The organism is Mucilaginibacter sp. dw_454 (genome assembly GCF_018449775.1).
In the GTDB taxonomy this organism is placed as follows: Bacteria; Bacteroidota; Bacteroidia; order Sphingobacteriales; family Sphingobacteriaceae; genus Mucilaginibacter.
In genome coordinates, this window is sequence record NZ_JAAVVB010000003.1 from 649,282 (window position 1) to 672,948 (window position 23,667).

Sequence of the window (23,667 nt, forward strand, 5' to 3'; positions counted from 1 at the left end):
CGCAAATTATAAAAAAAATGGTTCGTGCCGGGACATGACATTGATGATATAGCCCTTTTTTATTTAAAATTGCTGATCCAAAACAAACCTAAAAGTCAGGAAAAGTGATCCAACTATTAAAGTAGTTTAATTATAACGAATTAATTTTCAATGTATTAAATTTTCATGGCGATCCAACTGATCCAAACTGATCCACTTTCTCAGGTGGATCACCTGCGACGCTAATTGCTGTAATGATTTTCTTACATAATTTGCCCGGCTATTTTTATATTTTTACCATTCAAACTAAATATTAGCTGATGAAATTAAACATTACTGCCGGTTTAGCGCTGGCTTTCTGCGCCGCTTTGAGCACCGCTAATGCTCAAACTACACCCGCTACGGGCAAGGGCCAACAAATAAGCGTTGGTCGCGCGGTGGAGGTTACAGATCCAAACGCTCCGCCAACCAAGTACGATTATCACGACACTTTCAAGCCTTTCTTTTACACCAAAAACGGTAGCGAGTTTCGTGCGGCAGATGGACAGCCGGGCCCGAAATACTGGCAAAACCGCGCCGACTACCAATTGAACGCAACTTTGCATGAAGATGCCAACGAAATTGTTGGTACCGAGGTATTAACCTACACCAATAACAGCCCGCAAAAATTAGGCTTTATCTGGATGCAGCTTGATCAGAACTTGTTCAAGCAAGACTCGCGCGGTATTGCGCAGGTGCCGCTTGATGCAAATGGCAATCCAAAAAGCCGTAACTGGGGCCAGGGCCAGGTATTTGATGCCGGCTTCAAGATCAAATCAATCAAAGTTATAAGCGCCATTAAAGGCGCTAAAGGAACCAACGAGATAGACGTTAAATACCTCATTAATGATACCCGTATGCAGGTATTCTTGCCTAAGCAGCTTGCTGCAGACGGTGGCCAACTGAAATTGAAAATAGAATACTCATTTGTATCGCCCGATTATGGGTCTGACCGTATGGGTATCATCAATACAGATCAATCTAAAAACGGTAAGATCTTCCAGGTGGCGCAATGGTACCCACGTATGTGTGTGTACGATGAGGTGCAAGGCTGGAATACTTTGCCTTATACCGGCGAAAGTGAGTTCTACTTAGAATACGGCGATTTTGATATCAACATTACCGCACCGGCTAAAGACATTGTGGTATGCTCTGGCGAACTATTAAACCCTGCCGAAGTATATACGCCTCAACAACAAAAACGTTGGGCAGAGGCGGCGCAAAGCGATAAGCCGGTCATGATTCGTACCGCCGATGAGGTAACCAGTACCTCGTCACGCCCTGCGGGAAAACAAGAGCTAACCTGGCACTTTAAGATCAATAGCGCGCGCGACGCTTCATGGGGAGCGTCATCAGCATTTATAGTTGATGCGGCTAAAATTAACTTGCCAAGCGGTAAAAAATGTCTGGCTATATCTGCTTATCCGGTAGAAAGCAGCGCCGCATACGGCAAGGGCCAGTGGAGCCGTGGCACCGAGTTTATCAAAGCTTCTATCGAGTACAATTCAAAGAAATGGTTTGAGTTCCCTTATCCTAATGCAACCGGTGTTGCCGGTAAAGCCGGTGGTATGGAGTACCCGGGCCTGGTATTTTGTAGCTTAAACGGTGGCTGGGGTGTAACCGACCACGAGTTTGGCCATACCTGGTTCCCGATGATTGTTGGCTCGAACGAGCGCTTATATGGTTGGATGGACGAAGGTTTTAATACTTTTATCAATACCTTATCTACCCAAAACTCATTAGGTGGCGAGTTCTACAAACCGGCTACTGCCGAAGGACTGCTACGTAACTGGAAATCATGGACCCGTCCGGGATTGGAGCCAATCCTGAGCAATCCGGATAACCTGAAGGAGATAAACAATGGTACACTATTGTACAGCAAACCAAGCGCAGGCCTGGTGATGCTGCGCGAGCAGATTTTGGGCCCCGAGCGTTTTGACTTCGCGTTTAAAACTTACATTAACCGCTGGGCATTTAAACACCCTACACCCGATGACTTTTTCCGCACCATGGAAAATGCTGCCGGCGAGAGCCTGCAATGGTTTTGGAGAGGCTGGTTCGAAAACAACTGGCGCCTGGATGTTGCCGTACGCGATGTGAAATACATTAACAGCGACGCTAAACAAGGCGCTATTATCACTATAGATAATCTAGAGAAAATGGCTATGCCAGTTGTATTAGAGATCAAAACTGTTAGCGGCAAGACCGAGCGTGTAAACTTTACAGGCGAGATCTGGGAACGTAACGTAAGCTGGTCATTCAGATATCCGTCAAACGAAGAAATTGAATCTGTGACTTACAACCCCGACTCAACTCTACCAGACTATAATCCATCCAACAACGTTTGGAAGAAACAATAAACACCAACCCGGCCCACAAGGCCGGGTTTTTTGTTTGCTACTAATTTGTCAAATAAGTAATAAAGTCAACTATTGGTATTATAATTGATTTACTTTATGCTGATAACACATAAACCTATGAAACGCTATTTGATATTTGCCGGTCTGTTGCTTGCTGCGTGTGCCGCCAACGCGCAAGACTATTTAAAAGGTACTGTTAACGAAGTCGGTACTAATCAAAGATTGAGCAATGTCTTTATCAAAGATGTCAACAATAAAAAAATAACACTGGTTGACAAAGACGGTAAGTTTGAGATCCAGTCGACTTTAGGGCACACATTAATTTTTGATTCGCCCGGTTATGTGTCTGACACGCTATTTATTGTAGATAACAGGCCGTTAAAAGTAGAAATGCGCCCATTGGGTATAATTTTGAAAGATGTAACCATCACTTCAACAAGGTCGCCAACTTTTAATCCACGCGAGGAATATCCCGAGGTTTACACTAAGAGTAAGGTCGCAATATTTTCGCCAAGTACCTGGTTCTCCAGAGAGGGAAAGAATGCCCGCCGACTTAAGAAATTCTTCACCACCGAGGAGCGGGAGCGGTATATAGATCAGGTTTATACCAGAACCTATGTGTCTAGCCTGGTGCCATTAAAAGGCGCCGATCTGCAAGTTTTTATGGCGATGTACCGGCCAAGCTATGAATACGTGAGAAGTAATACCGGCCCATCATTAGCAGTTTATATTAATGACTCTTATCAGAAATATAAAGCATTGCCGCCAGATCAAAGAAAAATGCCGAGTTTGACGAGTAATTAAAGGTAGTTGTCATTGCGAGCGTAGCGCGGCAATCGCAAGGAGAAAAGCCCTAGTGCGTGCGATTGCCACGCTACGCTCGCAATGACAAAAAGATTTATTAAACCAAATACTCAAACAAAGTCTGTTCCTTATTCAATTCAATAACCTCGAAACGAAGTTCTGCTAATCGCGACAGCAAGCCCTTATAATCTTCTTTATTAGTTAATTCAATGCCTACCAAAGCCGGACCTTGTTCTTTTTCGGTCTTCTTAATAAACTCGAAGCGGGTAATATCGTCATGCGGCCCCAAAACATTATTCACGAATAACTTCAAAGCCCCCGGGCGTTGCGGGAAACGGATAATGAAATAGTGTTTTAATCCTTCATATAATAAAGATTTCTCTTTGATTTCCTGCATACGGGCAATGTCGTTATTGCCACCGCTAATTACACACACCACTTTTTTGCCTTTGATCTCCTCCCGGCATTCGTCCAAAACCGCTACAGACAAAGCACCCGCAGGCTCTACAACTATCGCTTCTTCATTGTAAAGTTTTAAGATCGTGGTACATACTTTACCCTCAGCTACCAACTTTACATTATCAAGTGTGTTAACACAAAGGTTGTAAGTTAAACTGCCTACGCGTTTTACAGATGCACCGTCAACAAAACGGTCGATCTCTTGCAAAGTAACTGGTCCGCCATGTTTGAAGGCTTCCAGCATGGATGGTGCACCAAGCGGCTCAACGCCAATTAATTTTATCTGCGGATTCTTCTGTTTGAGATAAGTGCCGGCACCCGCTGATAAGCCGCCACCACCAATCGGCATGATCACGATATCGGTATCAGGCAAATCCTGCAAGATCTCGACACCTACCGTACCTTGTCCTTCAATAATACTGTAATTATCAAAAGGGGGGATAAAAGTCATGTGGTGTTTTTCGGTATAAGCCAGGGCCTCTTTCAAGCAATCGTCAAAAGTATCGCCCACTAAAATCAATTCGACGCTGCCATTACCAAACATCTCTGTTTGTTGCACTTTTTGTTTTGGCGTGATTTCAGGCATAAAGATTACGCCTTTGGTTCCCAATTTATCGCAGGAATAAGCGACACCCTGCGCATGATTACCCGCACTGGCGCAAACCACACCGCGACTCAATTCATCTGCAGACAGTTGGCTGATCATGTTATAAGCGCCCCGCAATTTGTACGAGCGCACAACTTGCAGGTCCTCGCGCTTTAAATAGATCTCGCAATCATATTTTTCAGACAACCGCGGGTTATAAATCAGTGGCGTATGTTTTACAACATTGGCTAATCGAGCGGCGGCGGCTTCAAAATCTAATTCAGTATTCATGGGCGTGGGTATTAAAAAGTAAAACCGTTATTTATTGTAAATAACGGTTTTACGTTGGGTGCAAAGTTAAAACAAATATGATGCAGTTAGAGCGCAATCTAACCCATTTTGTCATTGCGAGGAGGGACGACGAAGCAATCGCGAACTTTGCTTTTCTCCTTGCGATTGCCACGCTTCGCTCGCAATGACAGTAGTGTTAGGATAATTTAAATATTCGCCGCCAACCAATCGCCAATTTCGCTGGTTTTGTAGGCTTTGTTTTTACCGGCTAAATCCTCAGATACAATACCTTCGGCCAATGATTTATTAACCACGGTACGAATAGCTTCGGCTTCTTCTTTCAAACCAAAAGCATCCTCAAACATCATAGCTGCCGATAAAACAGTTGCTAACGGATTAGCAATATCTTTACCTGCTGCCTGCGGGTAAGAACCGTGTATAGGCTCAAATAAAGACGTATGAACGCCGATTGACGAAGAAGGCATTAATCCCATCGAACCGGAAATAACTGATGCCTCATCGGTTAATATGTCGCCAAATAAGTTTTCGGTAATCAATACGTCATAGCTGCTTGGCCATTGTACCAGACGCATAGCAACCGCGTCAACAAACTCATAGCTTACCGTAACTTCAGGATAGTCTTTTTCCATGCCTTGCACGGTTTGTCTCCAAAGGCGTGAGGTTTCCAATACATTGGCTTTGTCTACGCAGCATAATTTTTTGCTGCGTTGCATAGCCATTTCGAAACCCAGTTTAGCTAAACGCACCACTTCGTCTTTAGTATAAGTACAGGTATCAAAAGCGGTATTCCCATCTTCTGAACGGCCGCGTTCGCCAAAATAGATACCACCGGTCAATTCGCGCAAAATGATCAGATCTGTACCTTCAATTCGCTCTCTTTTTAAAGGCGAATTGTCAATTAATGATGGGAAAGTAAACGTAGGGCGTACGTTAGCATACAAGCCTAGTGCCTTACGCATTTTTAGTAAACCTTGTTCAGGACGTACTTTAGCAGTTGGGTCATTATCAAAACGGGGGTGACCGATAGCGCCAAAAAGCACCGCGTCAGCAGCCATACAAACTTCGTGGGTCGAGTCGGGATAAGGCTCGCCAACAGCGTCAATAGCTGCAGCGCCGGTTAATGCCGCAGTCCAGGCAATTTCATGGTTAAATTTCTTTGCAATAGCATTTGATACTTTAACGGCCTGGTCAATTACTTCCGGACCGATTCCGTCTCCTGCCAAAAGGGCGATATTTAGTTTCATTTTATGTTTTATTGTGTGATTATAAATTGTATCCATTTTACCACCTCGTCATCGTGAGCGTAGCGTGACGATCTCTGAACTTTTCAGGTTGGAATGTCCTGTGTAGAGATTGCCACGCTCGTTCCTCGCTCGCAATGATGCGTTTGGGGGCGATTTAAATAATATTCAGCATCTTCTGCGTAGCCTTAATTGCGCAAACCGTTTGGTCTGAATCCAAACCGCGGGTTAAAAATTTCTTTTCGGGCGTTTCCCAGGTGATGATGGTTTCGCAAAGCGCATCAGAGCTGCTGCCCGGCGCAATGCGCACAGCGTAGTCGATCAGTTTTGGTAAGGTCCGTTTTTTCTTGTTGTAGACTTTGGTCAGCGCGTTCATAAAAGCATCAAACTGGCCATCGCCTTGTGCATTCTCTTCGAACTTTTCGCCGTCGATACTCATAGAAATAGTAGCCGATGGGCGCAGGCCCATGGCATTCATCAACACGTACGAGTCGACAATTACCTTTTGGTCGTACGAGTTACTGTCCAGTACGTCAGATATGATATAAGGAAGATCCTCTTTAGTTACCGTTTCTTTCTTGTCGCCTAACTCAATAACGCGTTGGGTAACTCTTTTCAGATCGGCATCATTGAGTTTAAGGCCCAGTTCCTGCAGGTTCTTTTCGATATTGGCTTTGCCCGACGTTTTACCCAGCGCATATTCGCGCTTGCGGCCAAAACGCTCAGGCAGCAGGTCATTAAAATAAAGGTTATTCTTATTGTCGCCGTCGGCATGGATACCGGCAGTTTGGGTAAACACATTATCACCAACAATAGGTTTGTTGCTCGGTATGCGTACGCCAGAAAAGGTCTCGACCAACTTACTTACTTTGTAAATCGATGATTCTTTTAGTCTGATTTGAACTTCGGGCGCAAAGTCGTTAATGACAGCAACCGCACTGGCTAAGGCGGCATTTCCTGCCCGCTCGCCCATTCCATTGATGGTTAAATGCAAGCCACTTACGCCTGCTTTTACTGCTTCCAGTACGTTGGCAGTGCCCAGGTCATAATCATTATGCGCGTGGAAATCAAAGTGCGTATTTGGATATTTTGCCAGCAATTCTGTTAAAAATGTAGCGGTTTCCGTCGGAGTTAATACGCCTAATGTATCAGGCAATAAAATCCTTTTTACCGGTTGTTGGGTGATGAAATCAAGATACTGATAAACATACTCCGGCGAGTTACGCATGCCATTGCTCCAATCCTCTAAATAAACATTGGTAGCGATACCATTTTCGGCAGCCAGTTTGATAACGTGCTTAATCTCATCGAAGTGTTGTTCGGGTGTTTTTTTAAGCTGATGGGTGAGGTGATTCAACGAGCCTTTGGTAAGCAGGTTCTGCACTTTCACACCGGCATTAACCATCCAATCGATAGAAACGCCATTATCCACGAAAGACAGTACTTCAATACGCTCGGTATATTGATGCTCATCAGCCCATTTCATAATGGATTTTACCGCCTGAAATTCACCCTCAGAAACACGTGCCGAAGCGATCTCCACACGATCTACCTGAAGCTCTTCAAGCAGTAACTGCGTAATGGTCAATTTTTCAGATATGGAAAACGACACTCCCGACGTTTGTTCGCCATCGCGAAGGGTGGTATCCATGATCTCTATTTTCCTGCGTTCCATTTGGTTGGGTTCGGCTAGTAATAATACTGGCGATAAAAATCGTCAGCCATAAAAAAGCCGTCATTGCGAGGAACGAAGCAATCTCTGCGCGCCCGGCGGATAACTTGTATTGCCGCCCAGCATGTGTAGAGATTGCTTCGTTCCTCGCAATGACGAAGTGGGTTAAAACGGAAGCTGCTCTGCAAATTCCTTGATCTCGCCTTTTATACTTTGCAGATAATCAATATCGTCAAAGCCGTTAAGCATATTATTCTTTTTGTAGGAGTTGATTTCGAATTTCTCGCTTTCGCCTGTTGACAGCAAAGTGATAGTCTGCTGAGGCAGGTTCACTTCAATTTCTGTCTTAGGGTCTGCAAAAATTGCGGCGAAGATCTTCTCTGAAAACTCAGGGCTAACCTGTACCGGCAATACACCAATATTTAAACAGTTACCTCTAAAAATATCAGCAAAGAAACTAGACACCACGCAACGAAAACCATAATCGTATACAGACCAGGCAGCGTGCTCGCGCGATGAGCCTGAACCAAAGTTTTTACCGCCAACCAGTATTTTACCGGTATAAGTAGGGTCGTTCAATACAAAGTCTTTCTTTGGGGTATTATCCGGATTGTAACGCCAATCGCGGAATAAGTTGTCACCAAAACCAACACGTTCTGTCGCTTTTAAAAAGCGGGCAGGTATTAATTGGTCGGTATCCACATTCTCAATAGGTAGTGGCACCGCGGTGCTTGTTAGTATGTTAAATTTATCGTAAGCCATAATGTTTTAAGTCGATGGTCAATGGCCCATAGTCGATAGATAGTTTTTGCTATGGACTATCGACTATGGTCTATGGACTGATTATACTAATTCTTCAATTAAAGTTCTCGGATCTGTTACTACACCGGTAACTGCTGCTGCTGCTGCAACCAGCGGACTAGCCAGCATGGTGCGTGAGCCTGGTCCCTGACGGCCTTCAAAGTTTCTGTTTGAGGTACTTACCGCGTATTTGCCGGTAGGTACTTTATCATCGTTCATTGCTAAACAAGCCGAGCAACCCGGTTGGCGCAATTCAAAGCCGGCTTCGTGCAGAATATCCAGCAAGCCTTCTTCTTTAATTTGTGCTTCCACAATGTGCGATCCGGGTACTAACCAGGCCGTAACATTATCAGCCTTGTGTTTGCCTTTAATTAGTGAGGTAAAAGCTCTGAAATCTTCTATCCGGCCATTGGTACAGCTGCCTACAAATACAAAGTCGACAGGTTTGCCTATCATACTTTGGCCTTCGCTAAAGCCCATGTAGCCTAATGATTTCTCGTAAGTTGCCGCACCGCCTTCAACCTGGTCAGCGTCGGGGATGTTGTGCGATATACCCATACCCATACCCGGGTTGGTTCCGTAAGTGATCATCGGCTCGATCGACGCGCCATCGAAACTTAATTCTTTATCAAAGGTTGCGCCTTCGTCAGTTTTTAAAGTTTTATAATAAGCTAAGGCTTTGTCCCAGGCCTCGCCTTTTGGTGTAAACTCGCGGCCTTTCACGTAGTTAATGGTAGTCTCGTCAGGAGCGATCATGCCGCCACGTGCACCCATTTCAATGCTCAGGTTACAAACGGTCATCCGGCCTTCCATGGTCATCTTCTCAAAAACATCGCCGGCATACTCTACAAAATAACCTGTAGCGCCAGAGGTAGTTAACTGAGAGATGATGAATAAAGCCACATCTTTTGGCGTAACACCTTTACCTAATTTGCCATTAACGTTAATGCGCATTTTTTTAGGCTTTGGCTGCATAATACATTGGGTAGCCAGTACCATCTCAACTTCAGACGTACCTATACCAAAAGCAATAGCGCCAAATGCACCGTGTGTTGAGGTGTGCGAATCGCCGCAAACAATGGTAGCGCCCGGTTGGGTAATGCCATACTCAGGGCCTACAACGTGTACGATACCATTTTTCTGGTGACCTAAGCCCCAGTGGCTAATGCCGTATTCGGCCGAGTTGGCCTCCAACATTTGTAATTGGTTGGCCGAAAGCGGATCTGCAACCGGCTGATCCTGATGAATGGTTGGTGTATTATGATCGGCAGTAGCAAATGTACGGTTAGGGTACAAAACAGTTGTGCCGCGGCTCTTTAAGCCTAAAAAGGCTACAGGGCTGGTAACTTCGTGAATAAGATGACGATCGATAAAAAGCACATCGGGTCCGCCTTCAATCTTACGTACTACGTGTGCATCCCACACCTTATCAAATAATGTATTGCTCATTTTTATGGTAATTTATTACAGATCGGTTTACAAAAGTATAGTTTAAGCGGTCTTTTTATCGCCTACTAATGTTAACAGATCCTCATCATTTATATCTAATTTACTATCAGCCAAAGTCAGGAAGCGGTGGTAAGCATCTGCCAGCTCATCTTTGTTCAGGTTAATACCTAAGCGCTCCAGGTGGAACTTCAGCGCATGGCGACCGCTGCGTGCAGTCAACACAATACTTGCGCTTGGGAAACCAACGTCTTCTGGTCTGATAATTTCGTAGTTTTCTCTGTTTTTCAGGAAACCATCCTGGTGGATGCCTGAGCTGTGTGCAAAAGCGTTGCTGCCAACAATTGCCTTGTTGGGCTGTACCGGCATACGCATCTGCGAGCTTACCATACGGCTTAGCTCATAAAAATTCTTAGCATTAATTTCGGTATGCAAACCCAAAACCTGGTGTGTTTTCAATACCATCACAACTTCTTCAATAGAAGTATTGCCGGCACGTTCACCAATACCATTAATAGTACCCTCAATTTGGCGGGCACCGTTTTGCAAGCCTGCGATAGCGTTAGCCGTAGCTAAACCTAAATCGTTGTGGCAATGCACAGATATAATGGCCTTATCTATATTCTTAACGTTTTCTTTTAAGAACTTAATTTTCGATCCGTATTGGTCGGGCAGGCAGTAGCCATTAGTATCGGGGATGTTTACCACAGTAGCGCCGGCTGCAATTACAGCTTCGATCATCTGGGCCAGGTACACCACGTCGGCGCGGCCTGCATCCTCTGCATAAAATTCAATATCCTCAACAAATTTCTTGGCATATTTTACAGCATCAACAGCACGCACCAAAATCTCTTCGCGGGTACTGTTAAATTTGTTCTTAATATGCATATCAGACGAGCCAATACCAGTGTGTATACGTGGGTGTTTGGCATATTTGAGCGATTCGACAGCAGCATCTATATCGCCTTTGTTGGCACGGGTTAGTGCGCAAACGGTAGGATTTTTTACAGCCTTTGATATTTCTACCACACTCTGGAAATCGCCGGGGCTTGAAATAGGGAAGCCCGCTTCGATTATGTCAACACCTAATGCCTCCAGTTCGCGGGCAATCTCAATTTTTTCGGGGGTAGTTAACTGGCAGCCCGGTACCTGTTCGCCATCGCGAAGCGTGGTATCGAAAACGTAGACTCGGTTGGGATCGTGTAACATGTTTTGATTTTTTAATTATTCAAATATTAAAATATGTCATTGCGAGCGGCAGCGCGGCAATCGCAAGGATGTTACTCGCGATTGCTTCGTCGTACCTCCTCGCAATGACAATTAGCTTTTGGCTTTCGCCTTTCAGCTTTTATCTCTAATTATGCTTCTACAGCCTGGTTTTCCGGACGTAAGCTACGTACGGTTTTACCTGCTTGCCATAATTCGCTGTCGCGTAACTCTGCTAATTCAGCATCCAATTTTACGCGGTAATCTTCTTTACTGTTTGAATCGATAGAACGTTGTGACTCAACGCCGGTAGCAACGCTTTTGTATAGATCTTCAAATACCGGTTTAGTAGCATCACGGAATTTTTTCCACCAGTCTAATGCACCGCGTTGTGCAGTGGTTGAGCAGTTAGCATACATCCAGTCCATACCATTTTCTGCAACTAAAGGCATTAATGATTGCGTTAGCTCTTCAACAGTTTCGTTGAACGACTCAGATGGAGAGTGACCGTTGCTGCGTAACACTTCGTATTGTGCAGCAAAAATACCCTGGATACAACCCATCAGCGTTCCACGCTCGCCGGTTAAATCGCTATAAACTTCTTTACGGAAATCTGTTTCGAACAGGTAACCGCTACCTACAGCAATACCTAAAGCGATAACGCGATCAAATGCTTTGCCTGTAGCGTCCTGGAAGATAGCGTAGCTTGAGTTTAAGCCGCGACCTTGCAAGAACATACGACGCAATGAAGTACCTGAACCTTTAGGAGCAACCAAAAATACGTCAACATCAGCAGGAGGAATGATGCCGGTTTGCTCGTTGAAAGTGATACCAAAACCGTGAGAGAAATATAATGCTTTGCCCGGAGTTAAGTGTTTTTTAACAGTTGGCCATAAAGCAATCTGTGCAGCATCGCTTAATAAATAACAAATTACAGTGCCTCTTTCTAAAGCTTCTTCGATCTCAAAAAGAGTTTCGCCCGGTACAAAACCATCGCTGATAGCTTTATCCCAGGTTTTTGAATTTTTACGCTGACCAACAATTACGTTGATACCGTTGTCTTTTTGATTAAGCGCCTGGCCCGGGCCTTGCACGCCATAACCGATAACAGCTACTACTTCGTTTTTTAAAATGTCTTGTGCCTTTGATAAAGGGAACTCCTCGCGGGTTACTACATTTTCTTCAGTAGTGCCGAAAATTAATTTTGCCATGATTTTGTTTTTTTATTGATTTTGATTTCACCGATGCTTTTTGATTCACCGATTGTTTTATGTGGTTACTAATTTAATACTTTCTTTTTTGTCATTGCGAGGAGGAACGACGAAGCAATCGCGAAATTTTCTCCGTGCGATTGCCGCGCTTCGCTCGCAATGACAGATTTACTACATGGTAAACACCTTGCTGCCTCTGTTTAAATATTCGTTTTCTACAACCTCTTCGCCCGGTTCCAGTCTTTCAAATTCGCGTAGTTTGGCGTTAAACCCTTCGCTGTCTTTGATGATTGCTATACGTGCGCTGCGAACAAATTCTATGAGTCCGTAAGGCTGTAAAATGCTGATCAGGTTGTCAGTTTCTTCGCGATGGCCTGTTGTTTCAAAGATGGTATAATCCTTACGAATCACCACAGCACGTGCGCCATTTTCGCGCAGCAAACGTTCAACACTTACTTTCTCGGCAATAACGTCTGTCGATACTTTGTACAGCGCCAGCTCCTGCCAAACCACGTCCTCATTGGTATGGTAGTATACTTTCAAAACTTCCACCTGTTTTTCAATCTGACGGGTAAGTTTACGTACCACTTCTTCAGATTCTGTAATAACGATGTTGAAACGGTGAATACTCTCAATCTCGGAAGGAGAGGTGTTTAAACTATCTATATTTATTTTACGACGGGTGAATATGATCGCTATCCTGTTCAGTAAACCAACCTGGTTTTCGGTATAGATAGTGATGTTATATTCCTGTCTGTCGTTTATATCTTGATTGCTCATTGTCTTAATTAATTAGTCATTGGTCATTTCGCTTCGCTGTCATTAGGTCATTAACCTTTCAGCTTTGAGCTTTTACCTTATTTAAGTCTGATCTCACTAACGCTGCAGCCCTGAGGCACCATCGGGAACACGTTGTTCTCTTTGGTAACCATCACTTCTAACAGGAATGAACCCTTAGTATCTAACATTAATTTTAAAGCACCTTGCAAGTCTTCGCGGTCGCTGATCACTTTGCCGGGAATGCGATAAGCCGCAGCCAGCGCAACAAAGTCGGGACTTTGAATGTCTACAAATGAATATCTGCGATCATTAAACAGTTCCTGCCATTGGCGCACCATACCTAGGAAACGATTGTTCAGGATGATGATCTTTACATCAACACCGCTTTGCATAATAGTGCCTAACTCCTGGCAGGTCATCTGGAAACCGCCATCGCCTATAATGGCTACTACGGTGCGATCCTGAGCACCATATTTAGCGCCGATAGCTGCCGGCAGGGCAAAACCCATAGTGCCTAAACCACCGCTGGTAACGTTACTGCGCGTGTTATTAAACTGCGCATAACGGCAAGCCACCATCTGGTGCTGCCCAACGTCAGTAACAATCACAGCTTCGCCTTTGGTTAGCTCGTTTAATTGTTTGATCACTTCACCCATGGTCATTTCGCCACTGGTTGGGTTTAGTTCTTTTTCTATAACGGCTTCAACCTCTTTGCGGGTATAATCATTAAATAAATTCACCCACTCGGTATGTTGCTTTTCCTCAATCAGGGCAGTTAGCATTGGCAAAGTTTCCTTGCAATCGCCCCAAACAGGTACCGTAGTTTTAACGTTTTTGTCAATCTCGGCAGGGTCAATATCCAGATGGATAACTTTTGCTTGCTTAGCGTATTTGTCTAAGCGACCGGTCACCCGGTCATCAAAACGCATACCTATGGCAATCAGTACGTCACATTCGTTAGTTAATACGTTTGGTCCGTAGTTGCCGTGCATGCCCAGCATACCCACGTTCAATGGGTGATCTGTAGGAATTGCGCCGACACCCAAAATGGTCCACGCTGCCGGAATACCGCTCTTTTCAACAAAAGCTTTAAACTCTTGCTCGGCGCTACCTAATAAAATGCCCTGGCCAAATAAGATAAAAGGTTTTTTAGCCTGATTGATCAATGCGGCCGCCTGCTCGATATATTGCGTACGAACAATTGGTTTTGGCCGATAGCTGCGGATATGCTCGCATTTGGTATAACCTTTATAATCGAATAACTGGATCTGTGCGTTTTTGGTAATATCAATTAAAACCGGACCTGGACGACCGCTTTTAGCAATGTAGAATGCTTTAGCAATAACTTCAGGGATTTCGTTAGCATCAGTTACCTGGTAGTTCCATTTGGTAACCGGGGTAGTAATATTGATTACATCGGTTTCCTGGAAAGCATCGGTACCTAACAGGTGCGCAAACACCTGGCCGGTGATGCAAACCAAAGGTGTGCTGTCTATCTGCGCATCGGCCAAACCTGTTACCAGGTTAGTAGCACCGGGGCCGCTGGTAGCAAATACAACACCTACTTTACCTGAGGTGCGTGCATAACCCTGGCCGGCATGTGTGCCGCCTTGCTCATGCCTAACCAACACATGGTTAAGCTTATCATTATAATCGTATAAAGCATCATAAATAGGCATAATGGCACCACCCGGATAACCAAAGATGGTATCAACGCCCTCTGCAATTAATGCTTCTAATAAAGCCACCGAGCCAGAAACGTTCTTGGTTTCTATCGGAGCAGCTTGTGCTAGTATTTCTTGTTGTGCAACTTCCATACCTTATATTTTGTTATACGTGGTACGTTATACGTAATACGTTTTTGTTGTGTTGGACGTAGTACGTTTTACGTTATACGTTTTGTTTTTATTATTATTAATTGGCCTACGTACAACGTTTAACGTCCCACGTACAACCTTTTACATCTCGTCTGTTACGCAACCTTCGGCAGCGTTTGATACAGTTTTTGCATATTTATATAATAAGCCTTTGGTTACTTTTAACGCGGGTTGTTGCCATGCGGCTTTACGCGCGGCCAGTTCTTCGGCAGATATTTTTAGGTTGATGCTGTTTGTAGTGGCATCAATTTCAATAATATCTTCATCCTTAACCAAGCCTATTGCGCCCCCGTCAAAAGCTTCAGGGGTGATATGGCCCACCACAAAACCATGGGTACCGCCACTAAAACGCCCGTCGGTTATCAGTGCGACCGATGCGCCTAAACCTGCGCCAAAAATAGCTGATGTTGGCTTAAGCATTTCGGGCATACCCGGCGCGCCTTTAGGACCCACGTTACGGATAACTACCACATCACCGGCTCTGACTCGGCCGCTTTGAATGCCCTCAATTAACTCAAATTCACCATCAAACGTACGGGCAGGGCCTGTAAAACGCTCGCCTTCTTTACCGCTAATTTTAGCTACACTGCCACCTTCGGCAATGTTTCCGTAAAGTATCTGTAGGTGACCGGTGGCCTTAACTGGTTTTTCAACCGGCCAGATGACGCTCTGTTTTTCGAAATCCAGTTCAGGAACATCCGCCAGATTCTCGGCCAGTGTCTTACCGGTAACGGTCATACAGTCGCCATGCAGCCAGCCTTGCTGATACAGGTATTTCATTACCGCAGGTATACCACCAACATTGTGCAAGTCGGTCATCATGTATTTACCACTTGGCTTCATATCTGCCAATACCGGTATCCTATCACTGATTGTTTGGAAATCGTCTTGGGTTAGTTTAACATCAACGCTTTTTGCCATAGCTATCATGTGCAATACTGCGTTGGTACTACCACCTAATACCATAATTACCACCATTGCATTTTCAAATGCTTTGCGGGTCATGATATCACTTGGTTTAATATCTTTCTCTAATAATATCTTGATGGCTTTACCTGCAGCTAAACACTCAGCACGTTTTTCGTCGCTCAATGCCGGGTTTGACGATGAGTAAGGTAGGCTCATGCCCAATGCCTCAATAGCTGCAGCCATGGTATTGGCTGTATAAACACCACCGCAGGCACCTGCGCTGGGGCACGCATTTTTTATAACACCTAGAAAATCTTCGGGGCTTATCGTGCCGGCAATCTTTTTACCTAGAGCCTCAAATGCCGATACGATGTTCAGGTCTTCACCTTTCCAATGACCCGGATGAATGGTACCACCGTACACCATAATAGAAGGGCGATTTAAGCGTCCCATGGCCATGATAGATCCCGGCATGTTTTTATCGCAGCCTGGCAGGGTAATTAAACCATCATAATATTGTGCGGCGGTAACTGCCTCAATTGAATCTGCAATAACATCGCGACTGATCAATGAGTAACGCATACCCGGGGTACCGTTGCCCATACCATCACTAACACCAATAGTGTGAAAAATAAGTCCGACCAGATCCTCGTTCCAAATACCTTCTTTAACCAATTTAGCCAGGTCATTTAGGTGCATGTTGCAAGTGTTGCCGTCATAGCCCATGCTTGCTACACCAACCTGTGCTTTTTTCATGTCGTCGTCTGTCAAACCAATGCCGTAAAGCATGGCCTGTGCGGCGGGTTGGGTAGGGTCCTGCGTAAAAGTTTTGCTGTACTTGTTTAACTCTACGCCGGTGGTGCTGTTAGATGAACTCATTTTTTAGTCTGTTTTTATATTGTAGGACCTTAGGTTTCCTATCTGGTGTTTTTTGTTACCCTTAAGATAAGTAAGACCTTAAGAACTGGCAATAGTGTATACTTAATTTTTCAATTAAGTATTATATTCTTAAATATACAACTAATTAGTGTATTATATTTTGTTTTAATTATAAATATTAATATTTAATTTGTATCATACTATACCAAAGTTCAAAACGGTATTCGGTATGGTTTTTATGCATGCATAGTAAATGGCCATTTTTCTGCCTGAAATGCCTGCCGGGAATAAAAAAGTGATGAAATAATGTCCATAAAAAAAGGACGATCGCGTCGTCCTTTTCATGTTATTACAAATTCAATTCGCGGACATAAAAATCCTTGATGTCGACGGTAGTATGCTTTGGTCCGCGGGCCAGTTGAAAGCCTATGTTGCCATCCAGGAATGCGCCTTCGTAATCAGAGTCGATTGTTTTAACGCCGTTTAACCAGGCCTCAATGTGATGGCCGCGTGCTTTGATATAGTAATGGTTATATTCATTAGCCTTTACCAGCCTTGATGCGGCACGGCCGGGGTAACGTTGCAGCATACCCGCACGGCCCTCTTCTGAAAGTGAACCCCAATAACCCTTGCCCATATCTATGCGGTATCCGGCAGCTTTATCAAAATTATCCGGATGCACGCGCAGGAAAACGCCTGAATTGGCATCATCATCGCCACTGATCTTTACCAGGATGTTGGCTTCGAAATCGCTATAGATCCGCTTACTGTAGCTATAATGGTTTTGTGAGGGATCATTACAATCTCCATGCAACGTGCCGTTAGCTATTTTCCAATATTCAGGTTGCAGGTTCAGCTTTTGGGCGTCAAGCATGTTGGTCCAGCCCTGGCCAATGGGTTTGTCGTCAATTAGTTTGCCATCAGCAGGGAGGGTGACGTTTTGGGCAGTGGTGTCGCGTTGGGCAAACGCAGTGTTTGCCCTAAAGGTAATAGCTACGAAGGCGCAAGCCAAAACAATGGCCGACCGCTTGCAAATAAGGTGCATGAAATGGTAATAATTGGTTACCACTAATTTAGAAAAATATCGGCATTGACAAAAAAATGTTTAAAGGTTAGTAAGCTGATTAGCGCTGTTATTAAGGTAATGGTGATCCACGCGGGAATGTGGATCAGTTTGGATCAATTGGATCACCATAAAATTGCAACTATCTGTAAATTAATAAATTAAATGAAAACTGGTTTAATAGTTGGATCACTTTTTATGACTTTTAAGTCTTTTTTGGATCACCTAAATTAATGTTAGAAAATGATTAGATATTTTTTTCATTCTAAAATCAGGAAAGTAAGAGTCATTAAATAACGATATCTTTAACTAATGAAAAAGTATCTCTACTGGTTTGCGGGTTTAATGGTTAGCGTAATATTATTACTTGCTATTACTAACCCGTCAATGCGGGATTTTAAAAGATTTGTAAAATCCAAGGGTTTTTTGCACACAGTTAAAATTGAAAGAAAAGGATATGTATTTTTTTCTATTTATGAGGCTTACACCGGCGATGGTTTTGATGAATGGGGTAGTAAATACGTAGGTGTTTTTGACATGTTCATAGAATATTCAACCTGGACTGCATAAACAAAAAAGGCCCGGATTTATCCGGGCCTTTAAAAGATATCTTAAAAGAGATTAGTGTTGCTCAATGCCTTCAGCAAGAACGGTAACTACGTTATTCAGCGCCTCAACAACACCACCTTTAATGTAGAAAACTTCTTCTTTACCGCCGCCGCGTACGGTTAACTTACCGTCTTGCAGGGTTGAGATAATAGGAGCGTGGTGGTTCAAGATCTCGAAAGAACCCAATGTGCCCGGAAGACTCACTGAAGTAGCTTCGCCTTCGTATATTTTTTTATCGGGAGTAAGGATTTCTAATGTCATGTTTTTGTGAGAGTTAAGAGTCAAGAACCAAGATACAAGATTTTACTGTCTTGATTCTTGACTCTTGTCTCTTGATTCTAATTAAGAATTTGCTTCTTCTAATAATTTTTTACCTTTTTCAATAGCATCTTCAATGCTGCCTACCAGGTTAAATGCTGCTTCAGGATATTGATCTACTTCGCCATCCATGATCATGTTAAAGCCTTTAATGGTTTCTTTAATATCAACCAATACACCTTTTAAGCCGGTAAACTGCTCTGCTACGTGGAAAGGCTGAGATAAGAAACGTTGTACACGGCGTGCACGTGACACCACCAATTTATCTTCTTCAGATAATTCATCCATACCTAAGATGGCGATGATATCCTGTAACTCTTTGTAACGTTGTAAAGTTTCTTTAACGCGTTGAGCAGTGTTATAATGCTCGTCGCCCAAAATAGACGGGCTTAAGATACGTGAAGTCGAATCCAATGGATCCACCGCAGGGTAGATACCTAACTCAGCAATTTTACGGGATAATACCGTAGTAGCATCTAAGTGAGCGAAGGTTGTGGCCGGCGCAGGGTCGGTCAAGTCATCCGCAGGTACATATACCGCTTGTACTGATGTAATAGAACCACGTTTGGTTGAAGTAATACGCTCCTGCATGGTACCCATCTCTGTTGCCAGAGTTGGCTGGTAACCTACCGCTGAAGGCATACGACCTAATAACGCTGATACTTCAGATCCGGCTTGTGTAAAACGGAAGATGTTATCAACGAAGAATAATATATCACGGCCCTTGCCTTCTGCATCACCATCGCGGAAATACTCAGCAACAGTTAAACCAGAAAGCGCCACACGTGCACGTGCACCAGGAGGCTCATTCATTTGTCCGAATACGAAGGTTGCTTTTGAGTCTTTTAAAGCCTCCGGGTCGATCTTAGAAAGATCCCAGCCACCTTGTTCCATTGAATGCATAAATGCATCGCCATATTTAATAATGCCTGATTCCAACATCTCACGTAAAAGGTCATTACCTTCACGTGTACGCTCACCCACACCGGCAAATACCGATAAACCATCATATGCTTTCGCGATATTGTTGATCAGTTCCTGGATCAATACAGTTTTACCTACACCGGCACCACCAAACAATCCAATTTTACCACCCTTTACATAAGGCTCTAATAAGTCAATCACTTTAATACCGGTAAATAATACCTCAGCCTCTGTTGCCAGATCCTCAAAACGCGGAGGAGCAGCGTGGATAGGCCTGCCATTGGTTTTATCTAAGTTAGCAATACCGTCAATAGCATCACCTACTACGTTAAACACACGGCCTTTTACGTTGTCGCCTACAGGCATTTTAATTGCCGACTCTAAATCAAGAACTGGCATGCCACGTAATAAACCATCTGTCGAATCCATCGCAACCGCACGTACGCGGTCCTCGCCTAAGTGCTGCTGCACCTCTAAAATAACCTTTTGGCCATTTTCTTTGGTGATCTCAAGCGCACTGTAAATTTTAGGAAGATGTGCATTCTCTGCAAAGCTAACGTCTACTACCGGACCGATGATCCGTGATATTTTTCCAATGTTTGGCATATATAACCGGGTAATTTTTTAAATATACGTTGTTAAAATAGTTTGAAACCTTTTCGCGCTATTTCAGGGCGCAAAGTTAAGATTTATAATAGAATATTAAAATACTTAAAGCAAGATTTTTTTGCCCTTATCATTATTAAAACCGGCGTATACTATGAGTTATCCAGGATTATTTTTGAAAAAGCCGACGATTGTTTATAAGTAATTAATATATAGCTGTTTAAGAATATAACGTTACGCATCAAAACGCAACACTATTTTGCCGGTATGCTCACTGCTTTCCATCAGTGCATGGGCGTCGGTAGCCTGGTGTGCTGCGAACACCGCGTTAACCACCGGTTTGATATTCCCGGAAGCTATTAATGGCCAGATATTTTTTTCGAGCGATGCGGCAACAGCGGCCTTAAACTCCACGCTTCTTGATCTGAGCATGGAGCCGGTTATGTTGATCCGTTTGCGCATCACAATGGATAGATCAATCTGTACATCTTTGCCTTGCATGGTATTGATCAAAACCAACCTGCCTTCTTCGGCCAAAACTTTCAGATTGCGCGGCGTATAGTCTCCACCAACCATATCTAATATTACATCGACGCCTTTTTTGTCGGTGATACGATTCAGTTCAGTAACAAAGTCCTGAGTTCGATAATTGATCGCTTCATCGGCCCCTAGTGATTTACAAAACGCACATTTCTCATCGCTGCCTGCTGTCACATAAACTTTGCTGTCTAGCGCCTTTGCCATTTGGATAGCGGTAGCGCCGATACCACTTGAACCGCCATGAATAAGTAAGCTTTCGCCCGGCTGTAACTTACCACGATCAAACACATTACTCCAAACGGTGAAAAAGGTTTCGGGTAAAGATGCCGCTTCAATCAAACTCAAGTCATCAGGTATCGGCAGACACTGACCTTCGGGCACATTGCAATATTCTGCATAGCCACCCCCAATAACCAGCGCACAAACTTTATCGCCAACTTTCCATCGCTTAACATTGTCACCGACCTCAGTAACGGTTCCGGCTATTTCCAAACCGGGGATGTCCTGCGGCGCATTGGGCGGTGGCGGATAGTTGCCTTTACGCTGGGCCACATCGGGCCGGTTCACGCCTGCGGCTGCTACTTTTACCAATACCTCATCAGGGCTATAAGCAGGGATGGGTCTTTCGATAATCTGCAAAACTTCGGGTGCACCGGGTTTGGTGATGACGATGGCTTTCATGCTGTTATAACTAGCCGGTATTTAGATTGTTTGATTGTTTATTGTATAGCTAACGCTTCTTCCAGTTGTTTAATCAATACCTCGCGATTCATCGGATAACCGGCTTTTGAAAGCTCGTAAGTGCCGTCTTTTTTTATAATGAAATAAGTTGGATAACTATTGCTTTTAACTTTAGCCATAATGTCGTCGGTTAACTTTTCTGCAGCTAAAATATGCGTGCCCTCCATATGAAAGTAGGCTATCAGTTTTTTCCAGTTTTCTTCGTTGCCTAAGTCGTCGTTTGCCACATAAAAATAGTTGAGTCCCTTGTCCTTAAAGTGCTCCTTAATAGCCGCCGAGTTTTTCTCGATCTCTTGACGGCAGGGGCCGCACCAGGTACCCCACATATCAACTAAAACAGTTTTGCCTTTAGCTAGCGCCAATATTTCATCCAGATTCTGAATTTTTGTTCCATTGTTGGGCGTAAAAATCATTTTGTCGGTTAACGGTAATGAATCCTTTTTAATAATGTTGGCAACAAATGGCTCATATTGACTAATGAATTTGCTCTGTGGATATTGCTCTTTAAATCGATGAAATATTGCCGGTATATTTTTAGGGTCGCTTTCGTCTTTAGCTTGATTAAGTAAAACGGCATACAAAAATTCGGCTGTTTGACCAGTAAAATAAGCTTTAATTATTTTTTCTTTAAGCAAATTTTGCCTGTCATCTTCAAATAATTTCTTGCCATTTTTGGCATCTGTATCATACCATTTCCTGTAAAATTTGTCGGGGTTGTTTTCAAATTTATCCCATAAGCTTTCTTTAATTCTTAATAAAGCAATACGCATAAGTAACTGGTAATTGCCGGCTATCAGTACATCGTCATTGTTCAAGCTTTTAATTGCAAATTCTTCCCGCTCATCAGGGTCGTTAGTTTTAATAGCAGGCTTGCTAATTTTGCCTGTTAACTTATTTGCCTGGATACCGGCAGTAATAAATAAACTGTCTTGCAGCGCCTGCCACAAGGGTTTTGTATGCTTGTAGGCTTTCTGTATACTGTATTTGTTATTCTCCTTAAAGCTATAGTAGTTTAAAGCTGCAAAGTATATCGCCTCGTATTGCTGCTTTTTAATAAAATCGGCCGATGGCTTGTATTTGGCAATGTAGGCTTGAAGTTGTTTTTTATTAACAGCAGCCGTTTGGTTTACCAACTCTATGATACGATTAGGCACCGTATCTCCATAAATTTTTTCGTCATCAATATCGCCAATGCTTTCCAGAAACTGATTATTTGCACTGCCTTTGCCCGTTACTGTAACAATGTCCCTGGGTTTTTGTAAGTCGGCTTTTAAGGTGACATTATCGCCGGGCGAAATATACAGGTTATAGCTTTTATATTTCGATCTGTCATTGTCCGTATTATAGTAGAGTGTAAATGCAAGCGGTTGCTTTAATGTAAATTCGATAGTTGCATTTCTTACCTGGGTTTTCTCATCTATCAAATAGTTTTTATCAAAATATTGCGGAACGGGTAAGGTCTGGGTAACATAAATGTAGTTTTTACTGGTACCATTGTACGTAACAATATTAACTTTTGCATTTTGTCCGCTGCTACTGCTAATGGCGGCCAACAGCAAAGCAAAAGCGGGAATGAGTTTCTTTATCATTAGATTAAGGTTTAAATCGAATTAAATATAGCGAAAATGTTAATTATTACAGGCCGGTTGCAGTTGATGTGCTTAAATATTATTTCTTTGTACTAATTAAAAAACATTCCACCATGTCATTAACAATAGGCCAACCGGCACCACAGTTTACTCTATATTCATCAGCATTAAAAGAAGTTTCATTGGCCGATTTCAAAGGTCGAAAAGTAGTTATCCATTTCTTCCCCATGGCTTTTACCGGTACCTGTACCACGCAATTGTGTACCATGCGCGATAGTTTTGGTTATTATGAAGGCTTGAACGCTACTATACTGGGTATTTCTGTCGACTCGCCTTTTACGCTGGCTAAGTTTAAAGAAGAGAATAATTACCAGTTTGATCTGCTTTCTGATTTTAACAAAGAGGTATCCACAGCTTATGGTGCTATTTACGCCGAATTTGTATTCGGATTAAAGGGGGTATCTAAACGCGCGGCCTTTGTTATCGACGAAAACCAGCAAATTATTTATGCCGAGGTATTGGAATCTGCAGGCGATTTGCCTGATTTTGCGGCCATTGCGGAGATAGTAAAGTAAATTTGAAAATATTTTAAGGACTTTTAAAAAGAAATCCTATTTTTGCAGTCCATTAAAAAACGCATTTGTAGCTCAATTGGATAGAGCATCTCACTACGGATGAGAAGGTTTGGGGTTCGAATCCCTACAAGTGCACCAGTA

General features: G+C 43.4%; 19 protein-coding genes and 1 tRNA gene. 5 read left to right on the top strand and 15 right to left on the bottom strand.

The genetic code is table 11. The annotated features are described in order from the left end of the window. The first annotated feature begins 299 nt into the window (after window positions 1-299). Both HB679_RS13205 and HB679_RS13210 read left to right on the top strand, forming a co-directional pair. Complete coding sequence (locus tag HB679_RS13205) at window positions 300-2,378, top strand: M1 family metallopeptidase (RefSeq protein WP_214072448.1); 2,079 nt, start codon at window positions 300-302, stop codon at window positions 2,376-2,378. 117 nt (window positions 2,379-2,495) lie between these two features. Then, window positions 2,496-3,182: a hypothetical protein gene (locus tag HB679_RS13210; protein ID WP_214072449.1), complete on the top strand. Its 687-nt coding sequence runs from the start codon at window positions 2,496-2,498 to the stop codon at window positions 3,180-3,182. Window positions 3,183-3,279: 97 nt separating this feature from the next. On the opposite strand, the gene ilvA is transcribed toward HB679_RS13210, so the two are convergent. The 11 genes from ilvA to HB679_RS13265 form a co-directional block, all read right to left on the bottom strand. Then, the gene (ilvA, locus tag HB679_RS13215; RefSeq protein WP_214072450.1) at window positions 3,280-4,518 is read right to left on the bottom strand and encodes a threonine ammonia-lyase IlvA; all 1,239 of its coding nucleotides are present in this window, start codon (window positions 4,516-4,518) and stop codon (window positions 3,280-3,282) included. A gap of 206 nt (window positions 4,519-4,724) precedes the next feature. Further along, window positions 4,725-5,783: a 3-isopropylmalate dehydrogenase gene (gene leuB / locus HB679_RS13220; protein ID WP_214072451.1), complete on the bottom strand. Its 1,059-nt coding sequence runs from the start codon at window positions 5,781-5,783 to the stop codon at window positions 4,725-4,727. A gap of 154 nt (window positions 5,784-5,937) precedes the next feature. Continuing rightward, window positions 5,938-7,455: an alpha-isopropylmalate synthase regulatory domain-containing protein gene (locus HB679_RS13225; RefSeq protein WP_214072452.1), complete on the bottom strand. Its 1,518-nt coding sequence runs from the start codon at window positions 7,453-7,455 to the stop codon at window positions 5,938-5,940. Window positions 7,456-7,617: 162 nt separating this feature from the next. Continuing rightward, entirely contained in the window at window positions 7,618-8,214 is a 597-nt protein-coding gene (gene leuD / locus HB679_RS13230; RefSeq protein ID WP_214072453.1) for a 3-isopropylmalate dehydratase small subunit, read from the bottom strand. A gap of 81 nt (window positions 8,215-8,295) precedes the next feature. After that, window positions 8,296-9,702: a 3-isopropylmalate dehydratase large subunit gene (leuC, locus tag HB679_RS13235; protein ID WP_214072454.1), complete on the bottom strand. Its 1,407-nt coding sequence runs from the start codon at window positions 9,700-9,702 to the stop codon at window positions 8,296-8,298. A gap of 42 nt (window positions 9,703-9,744) precedes the next feature. Continuing rightward, on the bottom strand, window positions 9,745-10,908 hold the full coding sequence (locus HB679_RS13240; protein WP_214072455.1) for a 2-isopropylmalate synthase: 1,164 nt from the start codon (window positions 10,906-10,908) through the stop codon (window positions 9,745-9,747). A 149-nt stretch (window positions 10,909-11,057) separates the two neighbouring features. After that, window positions 11,058-12,116 carry a ketol-acid reductoisomerase gene (gene ilvC, locus HB679_RS13245; RefSeq protein ID WP_214072456.1) on the bottom strand — a complete coding sequence of 353 codons (1,059 nt, stop codon included), beginning with the start codon at window positions 12,114-12,116 and terminating at the stop codon, window positions 11,058-11,060. A gap of 171 nt (window positions 12,117-12,287) precedes the next feature. Continuing rightward, the gene (ilvN, locus tag HB679_RS13250) at window positions 12,288-12,896 is read right to left on the bottom strand and encodes an acetolactate synthase small subunit (RefSeq protein ID WP_214072457.1); all 609 of its coding nucleotides are present in this window, start codon (window positions 12,894-12,896) and stop codon (window positions 12,288-12,290) included. Window positions 12,897-12,973: 77 nt separating this feature from the next. Beyond that, entirely contained in the window at window positions 12,974-14,713 is a 1,740-nt protein-coding gene (ilvB, locus tag HB679_RS13255; RefSeq protein ID WP_214072458.1) for a biosynthetic-type acetolactate synthase large subunit, read from the bottom strand. Window positions 14,714-14,854: 141 nt separating this feature from the next. Beyond that, a complete protein-coding gene (gene ilvD / locus HB679_RS13260; RefSeq protein WP_214072459.1) occupies window positions 14,855-16,561 on the bottom strand; it encodes a dihydroxy-acid dehydratase in 1,707 nt (568 codons plus the stop codon). 349 nt (window positions 16,562-16,910) lie between these two features. Next, on the bottom strand, window positions 16,911-17,606 hold the full coding sequence (locus HB679_RS13265) for a DUF1080 domain-containing protein (protein WP_214072460.1): 696 nt from the start codon (window positions 17,604-17,606) through the stop codon (window positions 16,911-16,913). A 330-nt stretch (window positions 17,607-17,936) separates the two neighbouring features. Between HB679_RS13265 and HB679_RS13270 the strand changes: the two genes are divergently transcribed. After that, window positions 17,937-18,194: a hypothetical protein gene (locus tag HB679_RS13270; protein ID WP_214072461.1), complete on the top strand. Its 258-nt coding sequence runs from the start codon at window positions 17,937-17,939 to the stop codon at window positions 18,192-18,194. A gap of 51 nt (window positions 18,195-18,245) precedes the next feature. Here HB679_RS13270 and atpC read toward each other — a convergent pair whose 3' ends face one another. The 4 genes from atpC to HB679_RS13290 form a co-directional block, all read right to left on the bottom strand. Further along, window positions 18,246-18,494 (bottom strand): ATP synthase F1 subunit epsilon, encoded by a 249-nt coding sequence (gene atpC / locus HB679_RS13275; RefSeq protein WP_214072462.1) that lies wholly within the window; start codon window positions 18,492-18,494, stop codon window positions 18,246-18,248. Window positions 18,495-18,575: 81 nt separating this feature from the next. Further along, window positions 18,576-20,081 carry a F0F1 ATP synthase subunit beta gene (atpD, locus tag HB679_RS13280; RefSeq protein WP_214072463.1) on the bottom strand — a complete coding sequence of 502 codons (1,506 nt, stop codon included), beginning with the start codon at window positions 20,079-20,081 and terminating at the stop codon, window positions 18,576-18,578. A gap of 234 nt (window positions 20,082-20,315) precedes the next feature. After that, window positions 20,316-21,302, bottom strand: coding sequence for an NAD(P)H-quinone oxidoreductase (locus tag HB679_RS13285; protein ID WP_214072464.1), 987 nt, complete (start codon window positions 21,300-21,302; stop codon window positions 20,316-20,318). 38 nt (window positions 21,303-21,340) lie between these two features. Next, window positions 21,341-22,951: a TlpA disulfide reductase family protein gene (locus tag HB679_RS13290; protein WP_214072465.1), complete on the bottom strand. Its 1,611-nt coding sequence runs from the start codon at window positions 22,949-22,951 to the stop codon at window positions 21,341-21,343. A 113-nt stretch (window positions 22,952-23,064) separates the two neighbouring features. Between HB679_RS13290 and HB679_RS13295 the strand changes: the two genes are divergently transcribed. Together HB679_RS13295 and HB679_RS13300 are read left to right on the top strand one after the other, a co-directional pair. Further along, window positions 23,065-23,526 (top strand): peroxiredoxin, encoded by a 462-nt coding sequence (locus HB679_RS13295; protein ID WP_214072466.1) that lies wholly within the window; start codon window positions 23,065-23,067, stop codon window positions 23,524-23,526. A gap of 61 nt (window positions 23,527-23,587) precedes the next feature. Then, a tRNA-Arg gene (locus HB679_RS13300) sits at window positions 23,588-23,664 on the top strand. Window positions 23,665-23,667: the final 3 nt, after the last annotated feature.